Origin of the sequence: Nocardia sp. CA-135398 (genome assembly GCF_050955845.1) — a bacterium.
GTDB lineage: Bacteria > Actinomycetota > Actinomycetes > Mycobacteriales > Mycobacteriaceae > Nocardia.
On the sequence record NZ_CP192084.1, the window covers coordinates 14,900 to 34,114 of the forward strand.

Below are 19,215 nucleotides of genomic sequence, written 5' to 3' on the forward strand. Positions count from 1 at the left end.
CTTTCCGGGTTGACGGTTTCGGCCTCCGGTCCCTTGGACATAACGAAATCTCGTGCTCATCAACAGCTTTGAGTGACGCGATATGCGGTGGCGGCCGCTGCGTCCATGGGGCCGGGTGTAGCGCCGAGTGGGCGGACGGCCAACGCGTGAAGCTCTGCGCGTAATCGACTAGGCCTGCATCGTGCAAGGTCGTGCGGTTCGAGCGATGTGCCATCTTTGCACAGGTTCACCGTGGGCGGCCGGATATCCGGACCGAGTCCCGGCCTGAGTCAAAGGACGACCGAGGCCTGCTTCAACTGGGTCAGCATGGTTGCATCGGGCCAGAAGCGGGCCTCGAAGCGGATGGGCGACATGCCGGGAATCGGTGTGAGGCCGGTTATTTCGAGGGCCGCGGTGAGCGGCACGGTGCAGACGGGTACGGCGTTGTTGTCGGCATCGGTGCTGGCGAACATGATGTAGTCGGCGGCGGGGAGTAGGTAGTCGACGCCTTCGCCCCAGACGGTGTAGGTGTAGGGACGGGTTTCGGTGCCTGCCAGCTTTATCTCGCCGACGATGGCCATCTTCAAGCCGTAGTGGGTGAATTCGAGGTCGCGTTCGAGTGCTTCGTTGAGCCAGTGGGCCTGGGCGGCGTATTCCCAGATGGCCAAGCGGTATCCGGCGCGGACGGCGGTTCGGTGTTGTTCGTGTGGGCCAGCGCGGTCGAAGGGGACCACGGTGTCGTCCTCGTCGAGGGTGTAGCCCTGGGGCGAAAGGCGGTGGCGTGCATCGACGTACTGTTGCTCGACCTGGCGATAGATGCGGGCGAGCAAATGTGGGATATCTGGGACCACGATCAGGGTGTCTCGATCGGGCATGAAGACGACCGGGCGGCGTCCGGCATAGCGCTGGCTGAAGCTCGCCAACCAACCCGGCGCGAGCGGCCAGGAGGTGAGGTATGCGTCGCCGTCGCGATCGGTGCGGGTGAGGATGGCATTGCCGCGCGGATTATGCGGCTGCGCAATGGCTTCCAGATTTTCCCGGGCCGCGGCGAAGACCTCGTCTGCCGAGACCGGCCAATTCGCGAGGATCGAATGGTTGATGACGGTTCGGGAGTTCGGCAGGTCGATGGCGACCAGCTCGTCGACGAACGGAAAGGCCGGGCGGCTGACGAATCGCGCGTTTTCATGGGTGACCAATGGCTTGCGGTGCAGCAGATCGTCGAGCGCCGCTTGTTTGTAGGTGGCAGAACGCAGAATCGGGCGCAGCAGCGGACGAGCTTCCTCCCAGGTGGGCACGTATTTGTATTCGTCACTGTCGATTGAACTCAGAAACCGCTCGATCCGAGCCGCGCGTCGCAACCCCGAAAGACGAATAGCGTCGTGATACACATTGCCGAGTCCGATCTCGCATCCGTCGACGAGCTCGATACGGAACGCCTCCGGGTCGTACCCCGCGACCTCTTTGCCGACGTCGTTCAGATGCCGCAGCACAAGTGTCGCAAAGTGTTCCGGCGTCAGCTCATCGAAACTCCCCACCGGACAACCGTATCCGTCGCCGCTGCGGCGCGCACAGGGTCAGCTCGTCGTGGGCGGGCCGTGGCGGTCCAGGTGCAGGTAGGTGTAGCCGGTAGTGATCAGGCACACGACGGTGGCGGTGATGAGCATGGCCCAGCCCGCGACGAGCAGGCTCAGCAATCCACCGAGCAGCGCGCCCGTGCAGAAGGCGGCATAGAGCAGGAAGTAGCCGAGCCAGTCGGCGTAATCGCCGCCGCCGATATGGCGTTCGATGCCCTGGCCCATCTTGACGAGGGTGCCGGTGACGTAGCTCAGGGGTATGGAGACCTCGCCGTTCTTGACGAACGAGGTGTTGAGCGCGCCGACGCCGAAGGCGACGAACAGGATCGGGATGAGGTCGATATTGGTGGCGCTGGTCGCCCAGTAGATGATCCAGTCCAGCAGTGATGCCACGGCGAGGCTGAGCGTGGTGAGCAGGGTCGGGCCGTGCGGATGACCGGACCAGTAATGCCTGCGACACCAGGAAGCCACCACGACACCGGCGAGGAACGAGAGCATCAGCAGGGCCGCCGCGACGGCGATATCGGGTTCGTCGTGGAAGTAGCCCAAAATGGCGCGCTCGGTATTGCCGGTCATGAACGTGACGAAGTAGCCCTCGGTATGCATGAACGCCGCGGCTCCGATGAGACCGGCCAGTGCGGCGAGTACCCAGGACAGCCGTGCCTCGGCGTCGTACAGCGCCTTTCGCCGCGCGAGATCTGGTTTCGTCACTGGTCAGGCTCCTCACGAGGGGGATGACGAGTCAGTGATACCCGGTGATCCTGAGATTCTGCTGTCGCATCGCCGAGGTGCCGGATAAGGATTGCGCGATAGTCGCAGGGTTCCTCGGGGCGTCCAAGGCGATCGTCGTCGGTTAGCGTGCACGCGTGGACTCTGTGTTCGACTACCTGCTGACCGAGACGCCCGATCCGACACCGCTCGAGTCGATCACCGACGCGTGGACACGGCATCGGGCGACCGCCGATCGGTTCGACACCACCGTCGATATCGCGATCGCCGGTGGTTTCGGTGCGGACCGACTGGGTTTCGCATTCCTGTCCGGATATCAGCAGGCGCTGCGGGCGTTGCTGCCCGACCTCTCGGCCGATGAGCTGGTCGCGGTCTCCGCGACCGAGGCGGGTGGCGCGCATCCGTCCGCGATCGCGACCCCGGTGACCGAGACCGACGGCCGCTGGCGGGTCAACGGCACCAAGACCTTCACCACCTTGGGGATACTCGCGCGACGGCTGTTGGTGATCGCCAGTGCGGGGACGTCGGCCGACGGCCGCAACCGGCTGCGTGCGGTGCTCGTCGATGCGGCACAGCCCGGCGTCGATGTGACGAATCTGCCCGTCGTACCGTTCGCACCCGAAATCCCGCACGCCTCGGTCACATTCACCGATGTCGCGGCCGAGCCGCTGCCCGGCGACGGGTACTCCGATTACCTCAAACCGTTCCGCACCATCGAGGACGTCCATGTGCTGGCGGCCACCCTCGGCTGGCTGATGCGGGTCGGGCGCGAGTCCGGCTGGCCGCGGGCGACATTGCAGCGGTTACTCGCGGCGGTGGCCTTCGTGCGCGGCCTCGATATGGATCAGCCGACCGCGCCCGGCGGACATATCGCATTGGGTGGGGCGTACGCGTATTTCGAGCAGGTGCTGACGGAACTGGAGCCGCAGTGGGCACAAGCCGATCCCGTCGTTCGCGAGCGGTGGAAGCGGGATCGTCGGTTGCTGGCGACCGCCGGAAAGGTACGGGCGCAACGATTGACGGCGGCCTGGCAATCGGTGGGCATGGTGGCCGGAGCCGGCGGTGCCGACAGATAGCTGAGCGGGGCTGAGCCGCCCCAGAAATGGGGAGCGGGCCTCGGCGAAGGGGGGGAGTTAGCCGAGGCCCGCGTAAGGTCGGCCCGGGGGGGAGGGGCCGACGTGAACGATCCTACGCGATGATCCGAGATTGTGTGTGCGTGGGGAGCACCACTTTCCAAGATTTTTCGGGACGGTTCACCTGCGACAGGGGTGGACGCCGCCCAGGTAGCCGGACCGGTCGATTGTCGGCCCGCTCGACGATTCCGTGACTGTTGTCAAAAATGTTGTCGCGCAGGGATTTACAGACGGAGTGTGAACTCACTACCCGGTCGAGGCACATGTGAAAACCATGCCGACCGGTTGCTGTCCGTGCGGAATCGGTGCGCGGGTGCTCGTCCGGACGGCGGATTCGGTCGGATTTGTCGCGTGTCGTTCGGGCGCGGGCATGTCGGCCACGCGGCGCCCGAGTAGCGGCCGGGCCGGAATCGGGTAGTGCGCTACGCGCGAGCGGATGGGTAGCGGGCGGGAAGATCGAACCGGTCGCATCCCGAACCGGCACCCCCGAGCACCGTCCGGAACGGGATGCGACCGTTTGTGTTCGATCGCAGCTCGGCCCGTCGATCGCTGAGAAAAGCCCAGGTGGACCAAAAATCAGCGGAAATTGTCGGTGCCCAGGGCAATACTGACTCGAGTAATGGTCACCTCGCCCGAGCGAGCGAACCTCAGGAGAATCATGCCCGACGCAATCGTCGCCGCGGGTCTGGTCAAGCGATACGGCCAGCTGGTCGCCCTCGATGGACTCGACTTGGCAGTGCCCGAGGGCACCGTCACCGCGTTGCTCGGACCCAACGGTGCCGGCAAGACCACCACGGTCCGGGTACTCACCACCCTGCTCATTCCGGATGCCGGTCGCGCGACCGTCGCGGGCATCGACGTACTCCGCAATCCGCAGGCGCTGCGCTCACGCATCGGCGCGTCCGGGCAATATGCCGCCGTCGACGAATATCTCACCGGATTCGAGAACCTGGAGATGGTCGGTCGGCTCTATCACATGGGCGTGCAGCGCAGTAAGGAGCGCGCGCGGGAATTGCTGGAGCGCTTCCGGCTGAGCGATGCCGCCGACCGGCCGGTCAAGGGCTATTCGGGCGGTATGCGCCGACGGCTCGACCTGGCCGGAGCGCTGGTGGCCAATCCACCTGTGCTCTTCCTGGACGAGCCGACCACCGGACTCGATCCGCGCGCACGCCTCGACCTCTGGGATGTCATCGAGGAGCTGGTGGCCGGTGGCACCACCCTGTTGCTCACCACGCAGTACATGGAGGAGGCCGACCGGCTGGCCGATTCCATCGCGGTGATCGACCACGGCAAGGTGATCGCCCGCGGCACCGCGGATGAACTCAAAACCCTGGTCGGCGGCGACCGCATCGAACTCACCGTGGACCACGCCGACAATCTCGCGACCGCCCGGGAGGCGCTGAAGGGTTTGGCGGACGGGGAGATACATCTGGAACCCGGACTGCGCCGGATCACCGTTCCGGTCAGCGACGGATCGCAGGCGCTCGTCGATGCCATCGGCAGGCTGAGCACGCACAATGTGCAGATCCACGATGTCGGTCTGCGCCGTCCGTCGCTGGACGATGTCTTCCTCACGCTCACCGGTCACGAGGCCGAGGAGTTGATCAACGGCGATGCCGACAAGTCCGCGGATCGGCTCGAAGTAACGGAAGGACGCAAGTGATGACCGCCGCGACCGTGGACGCCGGAACCCGTATGCCGCTCGGCGAACGCCTGGTCATTGTCTGCACCGACAGTGTGACCATTGCCAAGCGCAATGTCATCAAGATCAAGCGGGTACCCGACGTGCTGATCTTCTCGACGCTGTCGCCGATCATGTTCGTGCTGCTGTTCGCTTATATCTTCGGTTCGGCGATCGAGGTGCCCGGGATGTCGGGCGGCTACCGGGAGTTCCTTATCGCGGGCATTTTCGCGCAGTCGGTGGTGTTCGGCGCGACGTTCACCGGATTGGGTCTGGCCGAGGATATGCAGAAGGGCATCATCGACCGGTTCCGCTCGCTGCCGATGGCGCCGTCGGCGGTGCTGGTCGGACGCACCATCAGCGATGTGGTGATCAATGTGGTCAGCCTGGTGGTGATGTCGCTGACCGGCTATGTCGTCGGCTGGCGGATTCGCGGATCATTGCTCGACGCGGTGCTGGCCTATGTGCTCTTGCTGCTGTTCGCGTACGCGATCTCCTGGATCATGGCCGTGGTCGGCCTGCTGGTCCGCGCGCCCGAGGTGTTCAACAACGCCAGCTTCATGGTGATCTTTCCGCTGACATTCCTGGCCAATACCTTTGTTCCGCTCGAGAATCTGCCGACGGCACTGCGGGTATTCGCCGAATGGAATCCGGTCTCGGCCGTCACCCAGGCGACCCGAGATCTGTTCGGCAATACCAGTCCGATGGCGCCGAAATCGGACGCCTGGTCCATGCAGCATCCGGTGGCGACCACGCTGGCGTGGGTGGTGATCATCCTGCTGGTGTTCATCCCGCTCGCGCTGCGGCAGTACAAGCGCACCGTCAGCCGCTGACCGGGGGCGCGCTCTCGGCCGTCAGCGACCGTTGTCCGCGCCAGCACCCGCCAATGGATTCGGTGCGGAACCGTTGCGGGAGTAGCCGATTCGCGGCGGCGCCGGTGCCGGTTCCGGCGGTTGGGGGCGTTTGCTGCGGACCAACCAGGCCACGCCACCGGCCAACGCGACGACGACCGCGGCGATCAGTCGGTTACGAGAACGTGCGGAGGTAAGTAGGCGCCCCAAGGTCATTCGACAACTGTGGCACATACCGGCGCATCGCGCAGTAATCGCAGATCACCGCAGCACCCGGCAGTCGTGCAAATTTGCTGATCCGTGCGGACGCACCGCGCGCCGAGCCACCGGCACGGCAAGACTGTCGTGAGCCATGGCTAGCATGACGGGGTGACCTCACCGAATCAGACCGCCGTGGCGACGTTGCACACCAACCACGGCGATATCAAGATCTCGCTCTTCGGTAACCACGCCCCGAAGACGGTGCGCAACTTCGTCGGCCTTGCCGATGGATCGGCACCGTACAAGACCGAGAATGCCAGCGGCGGCACCTCCGGCCCCTTCTACGACGGCGTGAGCTTCCACCGGGTGATCGACGGGTTCATGATTCAAGGTGGTGACCCGACCGGCACCGGGCGCGGTGGACCCGGCTACGAATTCGGCGACGAATTCCACCCGGAGCTGCGCTTCGATCGCGGCTACCTGCTGGCGATGGCGAATGCGGGACCGGGCACCAATGGTTCGCAATTCTTCATCACCGTCGGCGCGCAGCCGCATCTGAACCGCAAGCACACCATCTTCGGGGAGGTCGTCGACCCCGATTCGCGCAAGGTCGTCGATGCCATCGCGACCACGCCGACCGATCGCAACGACCGTCCCAAGGAAGCCGTCACCATCTCCAAGATCACTATCGAATAATCCGATGAATGCTCAACCGCCCGCACCGACGTGCGTCCGCCATCCCAATCGTCCTACGGGCCTGGCCTGCACTCGGTGCGGCCGGCCGGCCTGTCCGGAATGTCTGCGACCCGCGGCGGTCGGACAGCACTGTGTCGACTGCGTCCGTCAGGGGCAGCGTGAGGTTCGGCCGGTGCGAACCGTCGCCGGTGCGCAGACCGCGCGGACCCCGATCCCGTATGTCACCTATGTGCTGATCGCGCTGAACACGATCGTCTTCGCGGTCACCGCGGGCCAGTCGAAGAGTCTGGTGGAGAACACCGGGCATTCCGCGCTGTACATCGACTGGGTGCTGTATCCGCCCGCGGTGGCGCATGGGCAATATGTGCGGCTGATCGGATCCGGCTTCCTGCACTACGGGCCGATCCACCTGCTGCTCAATATGTTCGCGCTGTACGTGGTCGGCCGCAGTATCGAGCCGGTGCTCGGGCGGGTGCGCTATCTGATGGTCTACCTGGTGTCGCTGCTCGGCGGTTCGGCCGCCGTCATGGTTTTCGCGGAGGACAGCCTCACCGCGGGCGCATCGTGCGCGGTCTACGGACTGTTCGGCGCGATCACCGTGATCCTGATCCGGGTGCGGCAGAATCCGAATCAGATGTTGATCCTGATCGGCATCAATGTCTTCATCAGCTTCTCGTTGCCCGGCATCTCATTGGCCGGACACCTCGGCGGACTCGCCGCGGGCACCATCGCCGCGCTCGGCATTCTGTTCCTGCCGGAGTGGCTGCGCGCGAAAACCCAGGAGAACGCGCGGCTGATCGGCTGGGTCGCGGTCGCGGTGGTTGCCGTGGCGGCCCTCGCCGTCATCGTGGCCGCAGCGATATCACTGCGGTAGATGCTTCACGTGAAACGTTGTCGCCGCGCGCATTCGGCGCGCGGCTACTGCGCCAGTCCGTGCGCGACAAGGGATTCGAAGACCTCGTCCGGACTGGTGCCGAGGTCCCAGCGGCCGAAGATCAGCAGACGTTCGTCGCCGTGCTGCTCGACATCGATTTCCAGCATGGGGTTCTTGCGGCCGAGGCGGCGATAGCCGACGACGCGGGCCCGCATTATCTGATCGCGGGTGTATTCGGTGGGTCCGGTGAGCGTGCGAACCACCAGCCGCGGCTGCGGGTCGGCGATGATGCTCAGGCGTGGGCGCTGTCGGAATCCGAGTCCGGCCAAGGCCAGTAGGCCGACCGCCGCCAATCCGATCAGCAGCCGACTCGGTCCGTCCTTGGCGAGGACCGCTGCACCGGCCAACACCACGCCGCCGACGGTGACCGCGATGAGTGCGGACATCGGGGTGGTCCAGGTGGTACGTGGTTCCGGAGGCGGATCAGGCGAGTCGGATTCGGGATCCACGTGTCACTTTCCCCAATCGTTCCTCGAGTTGTCCACATGGTTATCCACAGGTGTGCATGAATGACACGTCTGTAATCCCGGCGTGATGCGGGTCAACGCCAGCGCATCGTCATGATCAGGCCGACGACCATCAGACCGAAGCCGATCAGGAAGTTCCACGCCCCGAGGTCGGCCATCCAGGTGATGCGATCGTTGGCCAGGTAGTAGACGAGCAGCCAGACCAGCCCGGCCAGCATGAAGCCGAGCATGATCACGACGTACCAGACCGGAGACGGCCCCGCCTTCACCTTGACCGGTGTGCGGCTGGCGGGATTGATCGTGTAGTCGGTCTTCTTACGGACCTTCGACTTGGGCATGTCGTCCTCGTGTTCGGCGTTCAGGTCGGGTACCGGCGGGCGGAATTCGGTTGAATTATGGCCGAGCTCGCGCATCACGGAACCCGATCCGGCGGGGGCCGAGACGGTCCGGGTGCGGGCTCAGGTCCCCTCCGGTCTGCCTCTAGGCTATCCCAACTGGTAATGCGCGCGACGGTCCACCGGGTCGCCACGTAATCTCGTCAGCATGCGTGTACTGGTCGTCGACAACTACGACAGCTTCGTGTTCAACCTGGTGCAGTACCTCGGCCAGTTGGGTGCCGAGGCCGTGGTATGGCGCAACGACGACCCGAAGTTGGCCGATCCGGACGCCGTCGTCACCGAATACGACGGCATTCTGATCAGCCCCGGTCCGGGCACTCCGGACCGGGCGGGCGCGAGCATCGATCTGGTGCATGCCTGCGCGCGGCACAGCATTCCGCTGCTCGGGGTCTGCCTCGGCCATCAGGCCATCGGAGAGGCCTTCGGCGGCACCGTGACGCGCGCGCCGGAGCTGCTGCACGGCAAGACCAGCTCGGTCTTCCATCTCGGCACGGGTGTGCTGGCCGGTCTGCCCGACCCGTTCACCGCGACTCGCTACCACTCGCTCACCGTTCTCGAGCACACGCTGCCCGCGGATATCGAGGTCATCGGGCACACCGAATCCGGGATCGTGATGGCCATGCGGCATCGGACGCTGCCGATTCACGGCGTGCAGTTCCATCCCGAATCGGTGCTGACCCAGGGCGGGCACCGGATGTTGGCGAACTGGCTGGAGGTGTGCGGCGAGCGTCCGTCCGAGGGGCTGGTGGAGATGTTGGAGGCGGAGGTCGCGGCACTGGTGACCCAGTGACGCCACGGCCCCATGTGCTGCTGTCCGTCGCGGTCAGTGTCGACGGATATATCGACGATGCGAGTCCGCAGCGGCTGAAGCTGTCCAATGCCGCGGATTTCGATCGGGTGGACCAGTTGCGGGCGGAGTCCGACGCCATCCTGATCGGTGCCGAGACGCTGCGGCGCGATAATCCGCGGTTGCTGGTCAACAGTGCGGACCGGCGGTCCGCGCGCGTCGCGGCCGGAAAGCCGGAGTATCCGTTGAAGATCGCCGTGAGCGCACGCGGTGATCTGGATCCGGAGCTGCGGTTCTGGCAGCACGGCGGTGACAAACTCGTCTACACCACCCATGCCGGTGCAGCGAAGCTCGGCGATCGGCTGGCGGGGCTGGCGCAGGTGGTCCCGCTCGGTGTCGATATCGACCTCGGCGCGTTGCTCGACGATCTCGGCCGCCGCGGCGTCGCCCGGCTGATGGTCGAGGGCGGCACCCGCATCCACACGCAGTTTCTCGCGGCGGATCTGGCCGACGAATTGCAGCTGGCGGTCGCGCCGATCATCGTCGGACATGCCGCGGCACCGCGCTTTCTCGGCCCCGCCGCGTACCCGGAACGCAGGATGGGTTTGGCCGAGGTCAGTCAGATCGGTGATGTCGCGCTGCTGCGCTACCTGCCGCGACAGTCCGGCGATGCCGCGCATGACTGCTGAGTGTCGCCGACCGCGGAGGTCTGTCGATGTCGGCTGACCGGAACGATATCCAATTCATGCGTCGGGCAATAGAACTGGCGCGGCTGTGCCCGCCAAGTCCGACCGCGTTCTCCGTCGGCGCGGTCATCGTGGTCGATGGTGCCGAGATCTCGACCGGCTTTTCGCGCGAGACCGACGAGAAGGTCCATGCCGAGGAGTCCGCGCTCGACAAGCTGGATGTAGCCGATCCTCGGCTGGTGCGGGCGACGATCTACAGCACGCTGGAACCGTGTTCGCAGCGCGCCACCGCGACCAGGCTCCCATGCACCGAGCGGATTCTGCGGGCCGGGATTGCGCGCGTCGTCATCGCCTGGCGGGAACCGACGACCTTCGTGACCAATTGCGTCGGGGTGGAGCAGCTGCGCCAGCACGGCGTCGAAGTGGTCGAATTGACCGAGCTGGCCGATGAGGCGATGTCGATGAATCGCCACCTCGACCTTTCCTGATCGGAGTCAGGGCCTGCCGTAGACCGGGTGACTGCTGCGCCGCGCTGGTTGTCGTCGAGGCGGCAGGCCAGGTCATCGTATTCAAGCCCTAGGCACCGGCTATCACGGCGGACCGAGGACGTAGGTGGTGATCGAAACCGTCCCGTTCTTCGCGATCGCCGATCCGGCCGCCGGCTGCTGGCTGACGACCCGGCCGACGCTGTTGGTATCGAAGGTGCCCTGGGTGGTTTGGCTGATCTGTGCCGACGTGCCGGTCCAGCCTGCCTGCCGCAACTTGTCCACCGCCTGTGCCGTGGTCAGGCCGACCAGACTCGGCATGACGATGTCGCCGCTGGAGACCTGGACGGTGACCGTCGATCCCTTGTCTGCGGTGGTGCCGCCCGGCGGCGTCGTCGCGATGACCTCGCCCTTGGGCTTCGAGGACGGCACCTCCTGGACGTTGATCTTGAATCCTGAGCTGTCCACCAGATTCGGCTGGGCGACGCTGATGTCCTGACCGACCACATTCGGCACCCGGATCTGCTCCGGCCCGGAGCCGAGGATCACCACGATGGCCCGATCGACATCGACGCGCGAGCCCGCCGACGGGTCGGTGCCGATGACCTTGTCCGTCTCCTGCGCACTCGACGGCTTGCGCTGCACATTCGGATCCATCCGCAATCCGCTGGCGTTCAGCTGCTGTTCGGCCTGTTCCTGGGTCATGCCGTCGAGCCGAGGAATTTGCACCTGCGCCGGTCCGGTGGACACCTGCACGGTGATCGTGCTGCCCTTGTCGACCCGGGAGCCGCCGAGCGGCTGGGTGGAGATGACATTGCCGGTGGCGACCTTGTTATCCGGCTTCTGCTGGATGGCCACGGTGAAGCCGAGCTTCTGCAGCGAATCCTGGGCCTGTTGCGCGGATTTGTTCGAAAGATCGGGTATGGCAACCTGATCCGGGCGCGCGCCCGGTCCGATCAGCACCCAGAACAGGGCGAACGCGACGATGACCGCCGCGGCGGCGCCGAGCGCGATATAGAGATTGCGGCGCGGACTCGCCGGTTCGGCGGGTTCCTGTTCGGCGGTGTCGTCATTGCGTTCGACGGTGCGGAAGCTGCGCGGCGCCGGTTCGTTCGAGCCGAGGATGGTGGTGCGGTCCTCGTCGGTCATCACCATCGGCGCGCTGGGCTTCTGGCCGCCGAGCACCCGGATCAGATCGGCACGCATCTCGGCGGCCGACTGGTACCGGTTGGCCGGATTCTTGCTCATCGCCTTGAGCACCACCGAATCCAGCTCGCGCGGCACCCCGCTGTGCACATGCGATGGCAGCCGGGGATCCTCCCGGACGTGCTGGTAGGCGACGGCGATCGGCGAGTCACCGGTGAAAGGCGGCTCGCCGGTGAGGATTTCGAACAGCACACAGCCGACGGAATAGACATCCGAGCGGGCGTCGACGGTCTCACCGCGCGCCTGCTCGGGCGAAAGATATTGCGCGGTACCGATAACGGCCGCGGTCTGGGTCATCGGGTTGGAGCTGTCGGCGATCGCCCGCGCGATGCCGAAGTCCATCACCTTCACCGCACCGGCCCGGTTGATCATGATGTTGGCGGGCTTCATATCGCGGTGCACGATCCCGGCCTTATGGCTGAAATCCAGTGCGGCGCAGACGTCGGCGACGACCTCCATGGCCCGCCGCGGCGGGATCGGTCCCTTGCCGCGCACGATGTCACGCAGCGTCTCACCGTCGACGTACTCCATCACGATGTACGGCAGCGGGCCGCCGTCCACCTCCGCCTCACCGGTGTCGTAGACCGCGACGATGGCCGGATGGTTCAGTGCGGCGGCGTTCTGTGCTTCGCGCTTGAAGCGCAGGTAAAACGTAGGGTCGCGGGCCAGGTCGGCACGCAACACCTTGATCGCGACGTCCCGGCTGAGCCGTAGATCGCGCGCCTTGTGGACTTCGGACATGCCGCCGAACCCGATGATCTCACCCAGCTCGTAGCGGGAGGAGAGATTCTTCGGGGTCGTCATGGTTGTCCTTGCGGAGTAGCAGCGCCTGGAGTGGCCGAGGGTCCTCGGGCACCGGGACTATCCGGAAATGGTAAATCGAGCGTAGGGAACCACGAGCTTCTTGTGGTGGTGGACGGACTCGTCGTCTTCGACGACTTCGTCGTACTCGGCGCTGTGGTACTCGGCGTTGTGGTCGGCGGCTGCGTTGTTGTCGTCGGTTCCGCGGTCGGCGGCGGGGGCGGGGCCGGTCTGGTGGTGGTGACGACGGTCGTCTCCGGCTCGGTTGTCGTCGTCGGCGGTGTGGTGACCGGCGGCGGCGCGACCTTCGAGGTGGTGGTGACCGGGCGGACGGTATCCGGATTGGTGTCGCCGCCGAAGAGCAGCCACAGCACCAGACCCACGAGCAGCACCGCGCCGACCGCGACGGCCGCGCCGACCTTGTGGCCGGTGGTGAACCTCGAGGTCTCCGGACCTGGCCCGGGGTTGGTTCGGGTGGCGCCGGAACTCATCACGGTCCTTGGCGCGGGCGTTTGTCTGGTCGCACCGGCGCCCGCCAGACCCGCCTGGTTGTTGTAGCGCACCGTCGGGCCGTCATGGTCCTGCGACGGCAGAATCACCGTGGGACCGGGCGGGAGCACCCGGGTCGCCCCGGTAGGTGTCGGTACGCCGGTGGCGACCGGCGGCGGTGGGCGGCGTCCGGCCCGCACCGCGGCGACCGCGTCGGCGAATTCGCCGCCGCTGGCATAGCGCAGCGCCGGATCCTTGCCCATGGTGATCTCGATCAACTCGCGCACATTGGGCGGCAGATCGGACGGCATCGGCGGCGGAGCCTCGCGCACATGTTTCATCGCGACGGTGATCGCGCCGTCGCCGCTGAACGGCCGCTGCCCGGCCAGTGCCTCGTAGCCGACCACACCGAGTGCGTACACATCGCTGGCCGCGGTCGCGTCCTCGCCGACCGCCTGCTCGGGCGCGATGTACTGGGCGGTGCCCATCACCATGCCGGTCTTGGTCACCGGGGAGGCGTCGACCGCCTTGGCGATGCCGAAATCGGTGATCTTCACCTGACCGGTCGGCGTGACGAGGATATTGCCGGGCTTCACGTCACGGTGCACGACGCCAGCGGCGTGCGCGACCTCGAGTGCCCGACCGGTCTGCTCCAGCATGTCCAGACCCTGGACCACCGAAAGGCGCCCGAGCCGGTTCAACACCGTATTGAGCGGTTCGCCCTGCACCAATTCCATGACCAGATAGGCGGTTTCCCCGCCACTGGGATCCATGGTCTCGCCGTAGTCGTAGATTCCGGCGATACCCGGGTGATTCAGCTGGGCCGTCGTCTTGGCTTCACTGCGGAACCGGTGCCGGAAGGTCGGGTCGGCGGAGAACTCGGATTTGAGCACCTTCACCGCGACCCGGCGGTCCAGCCGGGTGTCGAGCGCCTCCCATACCTGACCCATACCGCCCGTGGCGATCAGGCGTTGCAGCCGATATCGGTCGGCGATCATCGCGCCGTTGTTCAGCATCCCGGCCCCCGTACATCCACTCGCACGTTCATATCTCTCAGCGCCCTCGCAAACCGGCGTCCAACACCGCGCGGGCAATCGGCGCGGCCACCGAGCCACCAGTGGCGGCCAACGCCCGGTCGCCGCCGTTCTCCACGATCACCGCGATGGCGATCTTGGGGTTCTGCGCGGGCGCGAAGGCGATGTACCAAGCGTGTGGTGGCGTATTGCGCGGATTGCTTCCGTGTTCGGCGGTTCCGGTCTTAGAGGCGATTTGATACCGGGTCTGGCCGTGTCCGACGGTGTTGTCCTCCGACGCGATCATCAGGTTGGTCAGCGTTGACGCTACCTGGGCGCTGACAGCTTGGCCGACCGAGACCGGTTTATTTTTCGAGAGCTCGCTCAGATCAGGTCCCTGCAGTTGATCGACCAGGTACGGCTCCATGCGGACGCCGCCGTTGGCGATGGTGGCGGCGATGACCGCATTGTCCAGTGGGGTGAGCGCGACATCGCGCTGGCCGATGCTGCTCTGGGCAAGTGCGGCATTGTCCGGAATCGTGCCGACGGTGCTCTCCGCCACCGGAATCGGGATGCCGCGATGTGCGCCGATGCCGAATGCGGCGGCCTCGTCCTTGAGGTTCGAGGAGCCGACCTTGAGTCCGAGTTCGACGAACGCGGTATTGCAGGATCTGCGGAACGCCTCGGTGAGCGTCGCGGTGGGACCGCTGCCGCAGGTGCTGCCGTTGTAGTTCTCCAGCGTCGTGGTCGTCCCCGGCAACGTGATGTTCGGCGCGGCGGTGAACTGGTCGTCCGGGGTTGCGGTGCCGTTGGCCAACGCGGCGGCGGTGACGACCACCTTGAAGGTGGAGCCCGGCGGATAGGTCTGCGACACAGCACGATTCAACATGGGTTGGCGCTGGTCCGCACTCAGCTCTTCCCAAGACTTGGTGCCTTGGGCGCCATCGTGCCCGGACAACAGGTTCGGGTCGTAGCTGGGGGTGGACACCATGGTGAGAATCTTGCCGGTACTCGGCTCGATCGCCACCACGGAACCGGTGTAGCCCTTGGCGGTCAACTGTTCGTAGGCGGTCTGCTGCATCACCGGGTCCAGCGTGGTGAGCACATTGCCGCCGCGCGGATCACGACCGGAGATCATATCGATCAGGCGGCGTCCGAACAGCGAATTGTCCGAACCGTTGAGCACCGTATCCTCGGCGCGCTCCAGTCCCGTGCTGCCGTACTGCATCGAGTAGAAGCCGGTGGCCGGTGCGTACGCCTGCGGGTCGGTGGGGTAGGTGCGCAGGTACTTGTAGCGGTCGTCGGTGGCGACCGAGCTGGCCAGCACGGTGCCGCCCGCGGAGATCTGCCCGCGTTGGCGGGCGTATTCATCGAGCAGCACGCGTGAGTTGCGTGGATCGGTGCGGTAGTCGTCGGCCTTGATCACCTGCACATAGGTGGCATTGAGCAGCAGGGCGACGATCATGAGCATCACCGCGACCGCGACCCGTCGTAGCGGCGTGTTCATTCCTGCGGCCTCGCTTCCGGTTTGCGCAGAAGTTCGGTGGTCGCATCCGCGATCGGGGCAACCGGATCCTTCTTGCGCACCGGCGCCGGAGCGCGTGCCGCGTCGGAGACCTTGATCAGCAACGCCAGCAACGCGTAGTTGGCCAGCAGTGACGAACCGCCGTAGGACATGAACGGCGTGGTGAGACCGGTCAGCGGAATCAGTTTGGTGACACCGCCGACCACCACGAACAGTTGGATCGCGATGGTGAACGACAACCCGGCGGCCAGCAGCTTGCCGAAGCTGTCCCGCACGGCGAGGGCGGTCCGCAGACCACGCACCACGAACACCAGGAACAGCAGCAGCACCGCGGCGAGCCCGAACAGGCCGAGTTCCTCGCCGATGGTGGTGATGATGAAGTCGGTCTTGGCGAAGGGCACCTGCGACGGCCGTCCGCTGCCGAGGCCGGTGCCCGCCAACCCACCGGTGGCCAGGCCGAACAGCGACTGCGAGATCTGGTAGCCGGTGTTGTTGTAGTCCGCGAACGGGTGCAGCCAGGTCTGGGTGCGCACCCGCACATGGCTGAAGGCCTGGTAGGCGAAGAAGAATCCGACGCTCAGCAGTGCGCCGCCGATGATGAGCCAGCCGACCCGCTCGGTCGCGATGTAGAGCATCACCAGCACCGTGCTGAAGATCAACAGCGACGTGCCGAGGTCCTTTTCGAAGACCAGCACGCCGATGCAGACGATCCAGACCACCAGAATCGGTCCGAGGTCGCGGGCGCGCGGGAATTCCATGCCGAGGAAATGCCGACCGGCCGCGGTGAACAGATCACGCTTGGCGACCAGCACCGAGGCGAAGAAGATGATCAGCAGGATCTTCGCGAATTCACCCGGCTGCACGCTCAATCCGGGCAGCCTGATCCAGATCTTGGAGCCGTTGGTCTCCGAATACGCCCCCGGCAGCAATGCCGGAATCGCCAGCGCGACAAGGCCTGTCAGGCCTAGGGTGTAGCTGTATTTGGCCAGTGTCCGGTAATCGCTCAGCACGACCAGGATCGTGATGAAGATGATCATCCCCAGACCCGTCCACAGGATCTGCTGGTTGGCGTCGGGGGAGGGGATCGGCCACGAGTTGTAGGCGGCGGTCTGCGCATCGGCGAGATCGAGCCGATGGATCAGCACCAGGCCGAGTCCGTTGAGCAGCGCGGCGATCGGTAAGAGCAGTGGATCGGCGAACGGCGCGAAACGCCGCACCGCGAGATGCGCCACCGCGAACAGCGCCAGATAGGCCAGACCGTACTTGGCGATATCCCAGGTGACCGATTGTTCCTGACTCGCCTCCACCAGGAACAGCGAAACGGTGACTATGCCCGTCGCACCGGCGAGCAAGATGAGTTCGGCATTGCGCTTCGTCGACGGCGGCGGCGCTGGCGCGAATCCGCCGGGGGGGCTGGGAAAGGCCCCAGCGGACGGTGGTGCCGGAGCGGACATCAGTCCGTCACCCGGCAAGGCTCCCCCGCCGTCTGGGGGTTCGGCGACGCCGTCGCCGTCGGGGTCTTGGCGTCGGAGCTCTTGGTCTCACCCGGCTGCGGTTCGGGTGCGGGCGCCCGGTTCTCGGTGGTCGGCGCGACCGTCGTCGGCGCGGGTACACCAGGCTGCGTCGGCGGCTCGCTCGGCGGCACGACGCCGGGCTGCGGCACCGACTCCTTGGCCGGGCAGGGACGCAGCAGTTCATTGCGTGCCAGCATCTGCATCTGCTTGCGCGCCTCGTCCAGCGAACCCGGTGGCAGTCCCTTGTCGACCTGGTCGTGTCCGGTCTGCTTGAGATCGGATACCTTCAGCGTCTTGCATTTCGACGGCAGACTCTCGCCCGGCTGCAGCAGGGTGAGGGCGCCGGTCGGGTCGACACAGGCGATCGTTTCGACCTCGTGGATGGAATAACCCAGCACCGAACCCGGCAGTCCGCGCATGATGACCACCTGGTCGTTATCCGCGCCGACGTAGTAGTTGCTGCGAATCATGTTGTAGCCGACCAACAATCCGATCACCGCGGCCAGCGCCAGGGCGACCGCGAGCAGAATCCAGCGCAGCTTGTGCGATTTGCTCTGCGGCGGCGTCTCCGGTGCGGCGGCGGCCCGGCGCGGTTCGGCCCGCGGCGGACGCATCGCGGCGGCTCGACCAGCGGCGGTATTCGGCGGCGGGGTGTCCTCGTCCTGACCCGATGCCGCGCCCGCGACGATCGGATGGCTCTGCCCGTAGTCCAGATCGATGACATCGGCGACGACCACGGTGACGTTGTCCGGACCGCCGCTGCGCAAGGCGAGTTCGATGAGCCGGTCGGCACATTCGTCGGTGCTGCCCTCGCGCATGGTGTTGGCGATGGTCTCATCGCTGACCACGTCGGACAGACCGTCGGAGCACAGCAGATAGCGATCGCCGGCACGGGCCTCGCGCATGATCAGCGTCGGCTCGATCTCGTTGCCGGTCAGGGCACGCATGATCAGCGAACGCTGCGGATGGGTATGCGCCTGCTCGGGAGTGATCCGGCCCTCGTCGACCAGCGACTGGACGAAGGTGTCGTCGCGGGTGATCTGGGCCAGCTCGCCGCCGCGCAGCAGATACGCGCGCGAGTCGCCGATGTGCACCAGGCCGAGTTTCTTGCCCGCGAACAGGATTGCGGTGAGCGTGGTGCCCATGCCGTCTAGTTCGGGCTCTTCCTCGACGTGATCGGCAATGGCGGCATTGCCCTCGTGGACGGCGGTATTGAGCTTGCCGAGCAGATCGTCGCCGGGTTCGTCGTCGTCGAGGTGGGCGAGCGCGGCGATCATCAGCTGCGATGCCACCTCGCCGGCGGCGTGGCCGCCCATACCGTCGGCTAGTGCGAGCAGCCGTGCGCCCGCATAGACGGAGTCCTCGTTGTTGCCTCGGACAAGACCGCGGTCGCTGCGCGCTGCGTAGCGGAGAACAAGTGTCACGATCGCAGCTCGATCACTGTTTTGCCGACACGGACGGGGGTGCCGAGCGGAACTCGGACTGCGGTGGTGACTTTCGCGCGGTCGAGGTAGGTGCCGTTCGTCGAGCCGAGGTCTTCGACGTACCAGTCGTCACCGCGCGGTGAGAGCCGCGCATGTCTGGTCGAGGCGTAATCATCGGTGAGTACCAGCGTTGAGTCGTCCGCACGTCCGATCAGCACCGGTTGGGTGCCGAGCGAGATGCGAGTGCCGGCGAGTGAACCTTGAGTCACCACAAGAAATTTGGCGCCCTTCTGGCCTCGGCTGAAAGACGGCAGCACCGCGGAACCGCGTGCGGCCCTGGGCTGGATCCGGATGCCGGATGCCGCGTAGATGTCGCTGCGCAGGGTGCGCAATACCGCCCACACGAATAACCACAACAGCAGCAGGAACCCCGCACGGGTCAATTGCAGGATCAGTCCCTGCACGGCGCTCCACCTCCTGTTCGACCGTGTACGTCGGTGCCCGTAGGTGCGAGTTCGCCCCCACCGGCTTGCTGGTTTCGCGAGCCCCGGTCCTGGCGACGCGCGTGTGTTGGCAGCATCATAGGGCCGTGGGTCGACTTCGATCACGATACGGCCGCAGAATCCCTGTACGCCATGTCGT

The 19,215-nt window shown here is 65.8% G+C and carries 19 protein-coding genes; 8 read left to right on the forward strand and 11 right to left on the reverse strand.

Going from position 1 to position 19,215, the window contains the following annotated elements:
* Positions 1 to 269 precede the first annotated feature (269 nt).
* Both ACQP1T_RS00060 and ACQP1T_RS00065 read right to left on the reverse strand, forming a co-directional pair.
* Complete coding sequence (locus tag ACQP1T_RS00060; RefSeq protein WP_433757890.1) at positions 270 to 1,514, reverse strand: hypothetical protein; 1,245 nt, start codon at positions 1,512 to 1,514, stop codon at positions 270 to 272.
* A 39-nt stretch (positions 1,515 to 1,553) separates the two neighbouring features.
* Positions 1,554 to 2,264: a YoaK family protein gene (locus ACQP1T_RS00065; protein WP_433757891.1), complete on the reverse strand. Its 711-nt coding sequence runs from the start codon at positions 2,262 to 2,264 to the stop codon at positions 1,554 to 1,556.
* Positions 2,265 to 2,419: 155 nt separating this feature from the next.
* Between ACQP1T_RS00065 and ACQP1T_RS00070 the strand changes: the two genes are divergently transcribed.
* The 3 genes from ACQP1T_RS00070 (at position 2,420) to ACQP1T_RS00080 (ending at position 5,929) form a co-directional block, all read left to right on the forward strand.
* A complete protein-coding gene (locus ACQP1T_RS00070) occupies positions 2,420 to 3,358 on the forward strand; it encodes an acyl-CoA dehydrogenase family protein (protein WP_433757892.1) in 939 nt (312 codons plus the stop codon).
* Positions 3,359 to 4,073: 715 nt separating this feature from the next.
* Positions 4,074 to 5,078: an ATP-binding cassette domain-containing protein gene (locus ACQP1T_RS00075; RefSeq protein WP_433757893.1), complete on the forward strand. Its 1,005-nt coding sequence runs from the start codon at positions 4,074 to 4,076 to the stop codon at positions 5,076 to 5,078.
* A gap of 32 nt (positions 5,079 to 5,110) precedes the next feature.
* Positions 5,111 to 5,929, forward strand: a complete 819-nt coding sequence (locus ACQP1T_RS00080; RefSeq protein WP_433762546.1) for an ABC transporter permease — start codon at positions 5,111 to 5,113, stop codon at positions 5,927 to 5,929.
* A gap of 21 nt (positions 5,930 to 5,950) precedes the next feature.
* Here ACQP1T_RS00080 and ACQP1T_RS00085 read toward each other — a convergent pair whose 3' ends face one another.
* Entirely contained in the window at positions 5,951 to 6,163 is a 213-nt protein-coding gene (locus ACQP1T_RS00085) for a hypothetical protein (protein WP_063044151.1), read from the reverse strand.
* Between the two features lie 153 nt (positions 6,164 to 6,316).
* Here ACQP1T_RS00085 and ACQP1T_RS00090 point away from each other — a divergent pair, with 153 nt between their 5' ends.
* Positions 6,317 to 6,844: a peptidylprolyl isomerase gene (locus tag ACQP1T_RS00090; RefSeq protein ID WP_433757894.1), complete on the forward strand. Its 528-nt coding sequence runs from the start codon at positions 6,317 to 6,319 to the stop codon at positions 6,842 to 6,844.
* 4 nt (positions 6,845 to 6,848) lie between these two features.
* Positions 6,849 to 7,718 (forward strand): rhomboid family intramembrane serine protease, encoded by an 870-nt coding sequence (locus ACQP1T_RS00095; protein WP_433757895.1) that lies wholly within the window; start codon positions 6,849 to 6,851, stop codon positions 7,716 to 7,718.
* 44 nt (positions 7,719 to 7,762) lie between these two features.
* Here the strand turns inward: ACQP1T_RS00095 and ACQP1T_RS00100 are convergent, their stop codons facing one another.
* Both ACQP1T_RS00100 and crgA read right to left on the reverse strand, forming a co-directional pair.
* The gene (locus tag ACQP1T_RS00100; RefSeq protein ID WP_433757896.1) at positions 7,763 to 8,164 is read right to left on the reverse strand and encodes a PH domain-containing protein; all 402 of its coding nucleotides are present in this window, start codon (positions 8,162 to 8,164) and stop codon (positions 7,763 to 7,765) included.
* Positions 8,165 to 8,319: 155 nt separating this feature from the next.
* Entirely contained in the window at positions 8,320 to 8,583 is a 264-nt protein-coding gene (gene crgA, locus ACQP1T_RS00105) for a cell division protein CrgA (protein WP_040697865.1), read from the reverse strand.
* Positions 8,584 to 8,788: 205 nt separating this feature from the next.
* On the opposite strand from crgA, the gene ACQP1T_RS00110 reads away from it, so the two are divergent.
* The 3 genes from ACQP1T_RS00110 to ACQP1T_RS00120 are packed head-to-tail and all read left to right on the forward strand — an operon-like array spanning position 8,789 to position 10,604.
* Positions 8,789 to 9,433 carry an aminodeoxychorismate/anthranilate synthase component II gene (locus ACQP1T_RS00110; protein ID WP_433757897.1) on the forward strand — a complete coding sequence of 215 codons (645 nt, stop codon included), beginning with the start codon at positions 8,789 to 8,791 and terminating at the stop codon, positions 9,431 to 9,433.
* Positions 9,430 to 10,119 carry a RibD family protein gene (locus ACQP1T_RS00115; protein ID WP_433757898.1) on the forward strand — a complete coding sequence of 230 codons (690 nt, stop codon included), beginning with the start codon at positions 9,430 to 9,432 and terminating at the stop codon, positions 10,117 to 10,119. The genes ACQP1T_RS00110 and ACQP1T_RS00115 overlap by 4 nt, the downstream gene beginning before the upstream one ends.
* A gap of 26 nt (positions 10,120 to 10,145) precedes the next feature.
* Complete coding sequence (locus ACQP1T_RS00120; RefSeq protein WP_433757899.1) at positions 10,146 to 10,604, forward strand: deaminase; 459 nt, start codon at positions 10,146 to 10,148, stop codon at positions 10,602 to 10,604.
* 102 nt (positions 10,605 to 10,706) lie between these two features.
* Here ACQP1T_RS00120 and pknB read toward each other — a convergent pair whose 3' ends face one another.
* Genes pknB through ACQP1T_RS00150 form a run of 6 tightly spaced genes read right to left on the reverse strand, consistent with a single transcriptional unit; the run spans position 10,707 to position 19,037 of the window.
* Positions 10,707 to 12,611 carry a Stk1 family PASTA domain-containing Ser/Thr kinase gene (gene pknB / locus ACQP1T_RS00125; protein ID WP_433757900.1) on the reverse strand — a complete coding sequence of 635 codons (1,905 nt, stop codon included), beginning with the start codon at positions 12,609 to 12,611 and terminating at the stop codon, positions 10,707 to 10,709.
* Positions 12,608 to 14,113: a protein kinase domain-containing protein gene (locus ACQP1T_RS00130; RefSeq protein ID WP_433757901.1), complete on the reverse strand. Its 1,506-nt coding sequence runs from the start codon at positions 14,111 to 14,113 to the stop codon at positions 12,608 to 12,610. Before ACQP1T_RS00130 ends, pknB begins: the two co-directional genes overlap by 4 nt.
* A gap of 37 nt (positions 14,114 to 14,150) precedes the next feature.
* Positions 14,151 to 15,617, reverse strand: coding sequence for a peptidoglycan D,D-transpeptidase FtsI family protein (locus ACQP1T_RS00135; RefSeq protein WP_433757902.1), 1,467 nt, complete (start codon positions 15,615 to 15,617; stop codon positions 14,151 to 14,153).
* The gene (locus tag ACQP1T_RS00140; RefSeq protein WP_433757903.1) at positions 15,614 to 17,089 is read right to left on the reverse strand and encodes an FtsW/RodA/SpoVE family cell cycle protein; all 1,476 of its coding nucleotides are present in this window, start codon (positions 17,087 to 17,089) and stop codon (positions 15,614 to 15,616) included. The genes ACQP1T_RS00135 and ACQP1T_RS00140 overlap by 4 nt, the downstream gene beginning before the upstream one ends.
* Positions 17,089 to 18,573, reverse strand: a complete 1,485-nt coding sequence (locus tag ACQP1T_RS00145) for a protein phosphatase 2C domain-containing protein (RefSeq protein ID WP_433757904.1) — start codon at positions 18,571 to 18,573, stop codon at positions 17,089 to 17,091. The genes ACQP1T_RS00140 and ACQP1T_RS00145 overlap by 1 nt, the downstream gene beginning before the upstream one ends.
* On the reverse strand, positions 18,570 to 19,037 hold the full coding sequence (locus ACQP1T_RS00150) for an FHA domain-containing protein FhaB/FipA (protein WP_014980860.1): 468 nt from the start codon (positions 19,035 to 19,037) through the stop codon (positions 18,570 to 18,572). Before ACQP1T_RS00150 ends, ACQP1T_RS00145 begins: the two co-directional genes overlap by 4 nt.
* Positions 19,038 to 19,215: the final 178 nt, after the last annotated feature.

Coding starts and splice junctions, on each gene's coding strand:
- ACQP1T_RS00080 (WP_433762546.1), top strand. CDS start 5,111: ATGCCGCTCGGCGAACGCCTGGTCATTGTCTGCACCGACAGTGTGACC.
- ACQP1T_RS00120 (WP_433757899.1), top strand. CDS start 10,146: ATGTCGGCTGACCGGAACGATATCCAATTCATGCGTCGGGCAATAGAA.
- ACQP1T_RS00095 (WP_433757895.1), top strand. CDS start 6,849: ATGAATGCTCAACCGCCCGCACCGACGTGCGTCCGCCATCCCAATCGT.
- ACQP1T_RS00110 (WP_433757897.1), top strand. CDS start 8,789: ATGCGTGTACTGGTCGTCGACAACTACGACAGCTTCGTGTTCAACCTG.
- ACQP1T_RS00135 (WP_433757902.1), bottom strand. CDS start 15,617: ATGAACACGCCGCTACGACGGGTCGCGGTCGCGGTGATGCTCATGATC.
- ACQP1T_RS00075 (WP_433757893.1), top strand. CDS start 4,074: ATGCCCGACGCAATCGTCGCCGCGGGTCTGGTCAAGCGATACGGCCAG.
- ACQP1T_RS00130 (WP_433757901.1), bottom strand. CDS start 14,113: ATGCTGAACAACGGCGCGATGATCGCCGACCGATATCGGCTGCAACGC.
- ACQP1T_RS00140 (WP_433757903.1), bottom strand. CDS start 17,089: ATGTCCGCTCCGGCACCACCGTCCGCTGGGGCCTTTCCCAGCCCCCCC.
- ACQP1T_RS00085 (WP_063044151.1), bottom strand. CDS start 6,163: ATGACCTTGGGGCGCCTACTTACCTCCGCACGTTCTCGTAACCGACTG.
- crgA (WP_040697865.1), bottom strand. CDS start 8,583: ATGCCCAAGTCGAAGGTCCGTAAGAAGACCGACTACACGATCAATCCC.
- ACQP1T_RS00100 (WP_433757896.1), bottom strand. CDS start 8,164: ATGTCCGCACTCATCGCGGTCACCGTCGGCGGCGTGGTGTTGGCCGGT.
- pknB (WP_433757900.1), bottom strand. CDS start 12,611: ATGACGACCCCGAAGAATCTCTCCTCCCGCTACGAGCTGGGTGAGATC.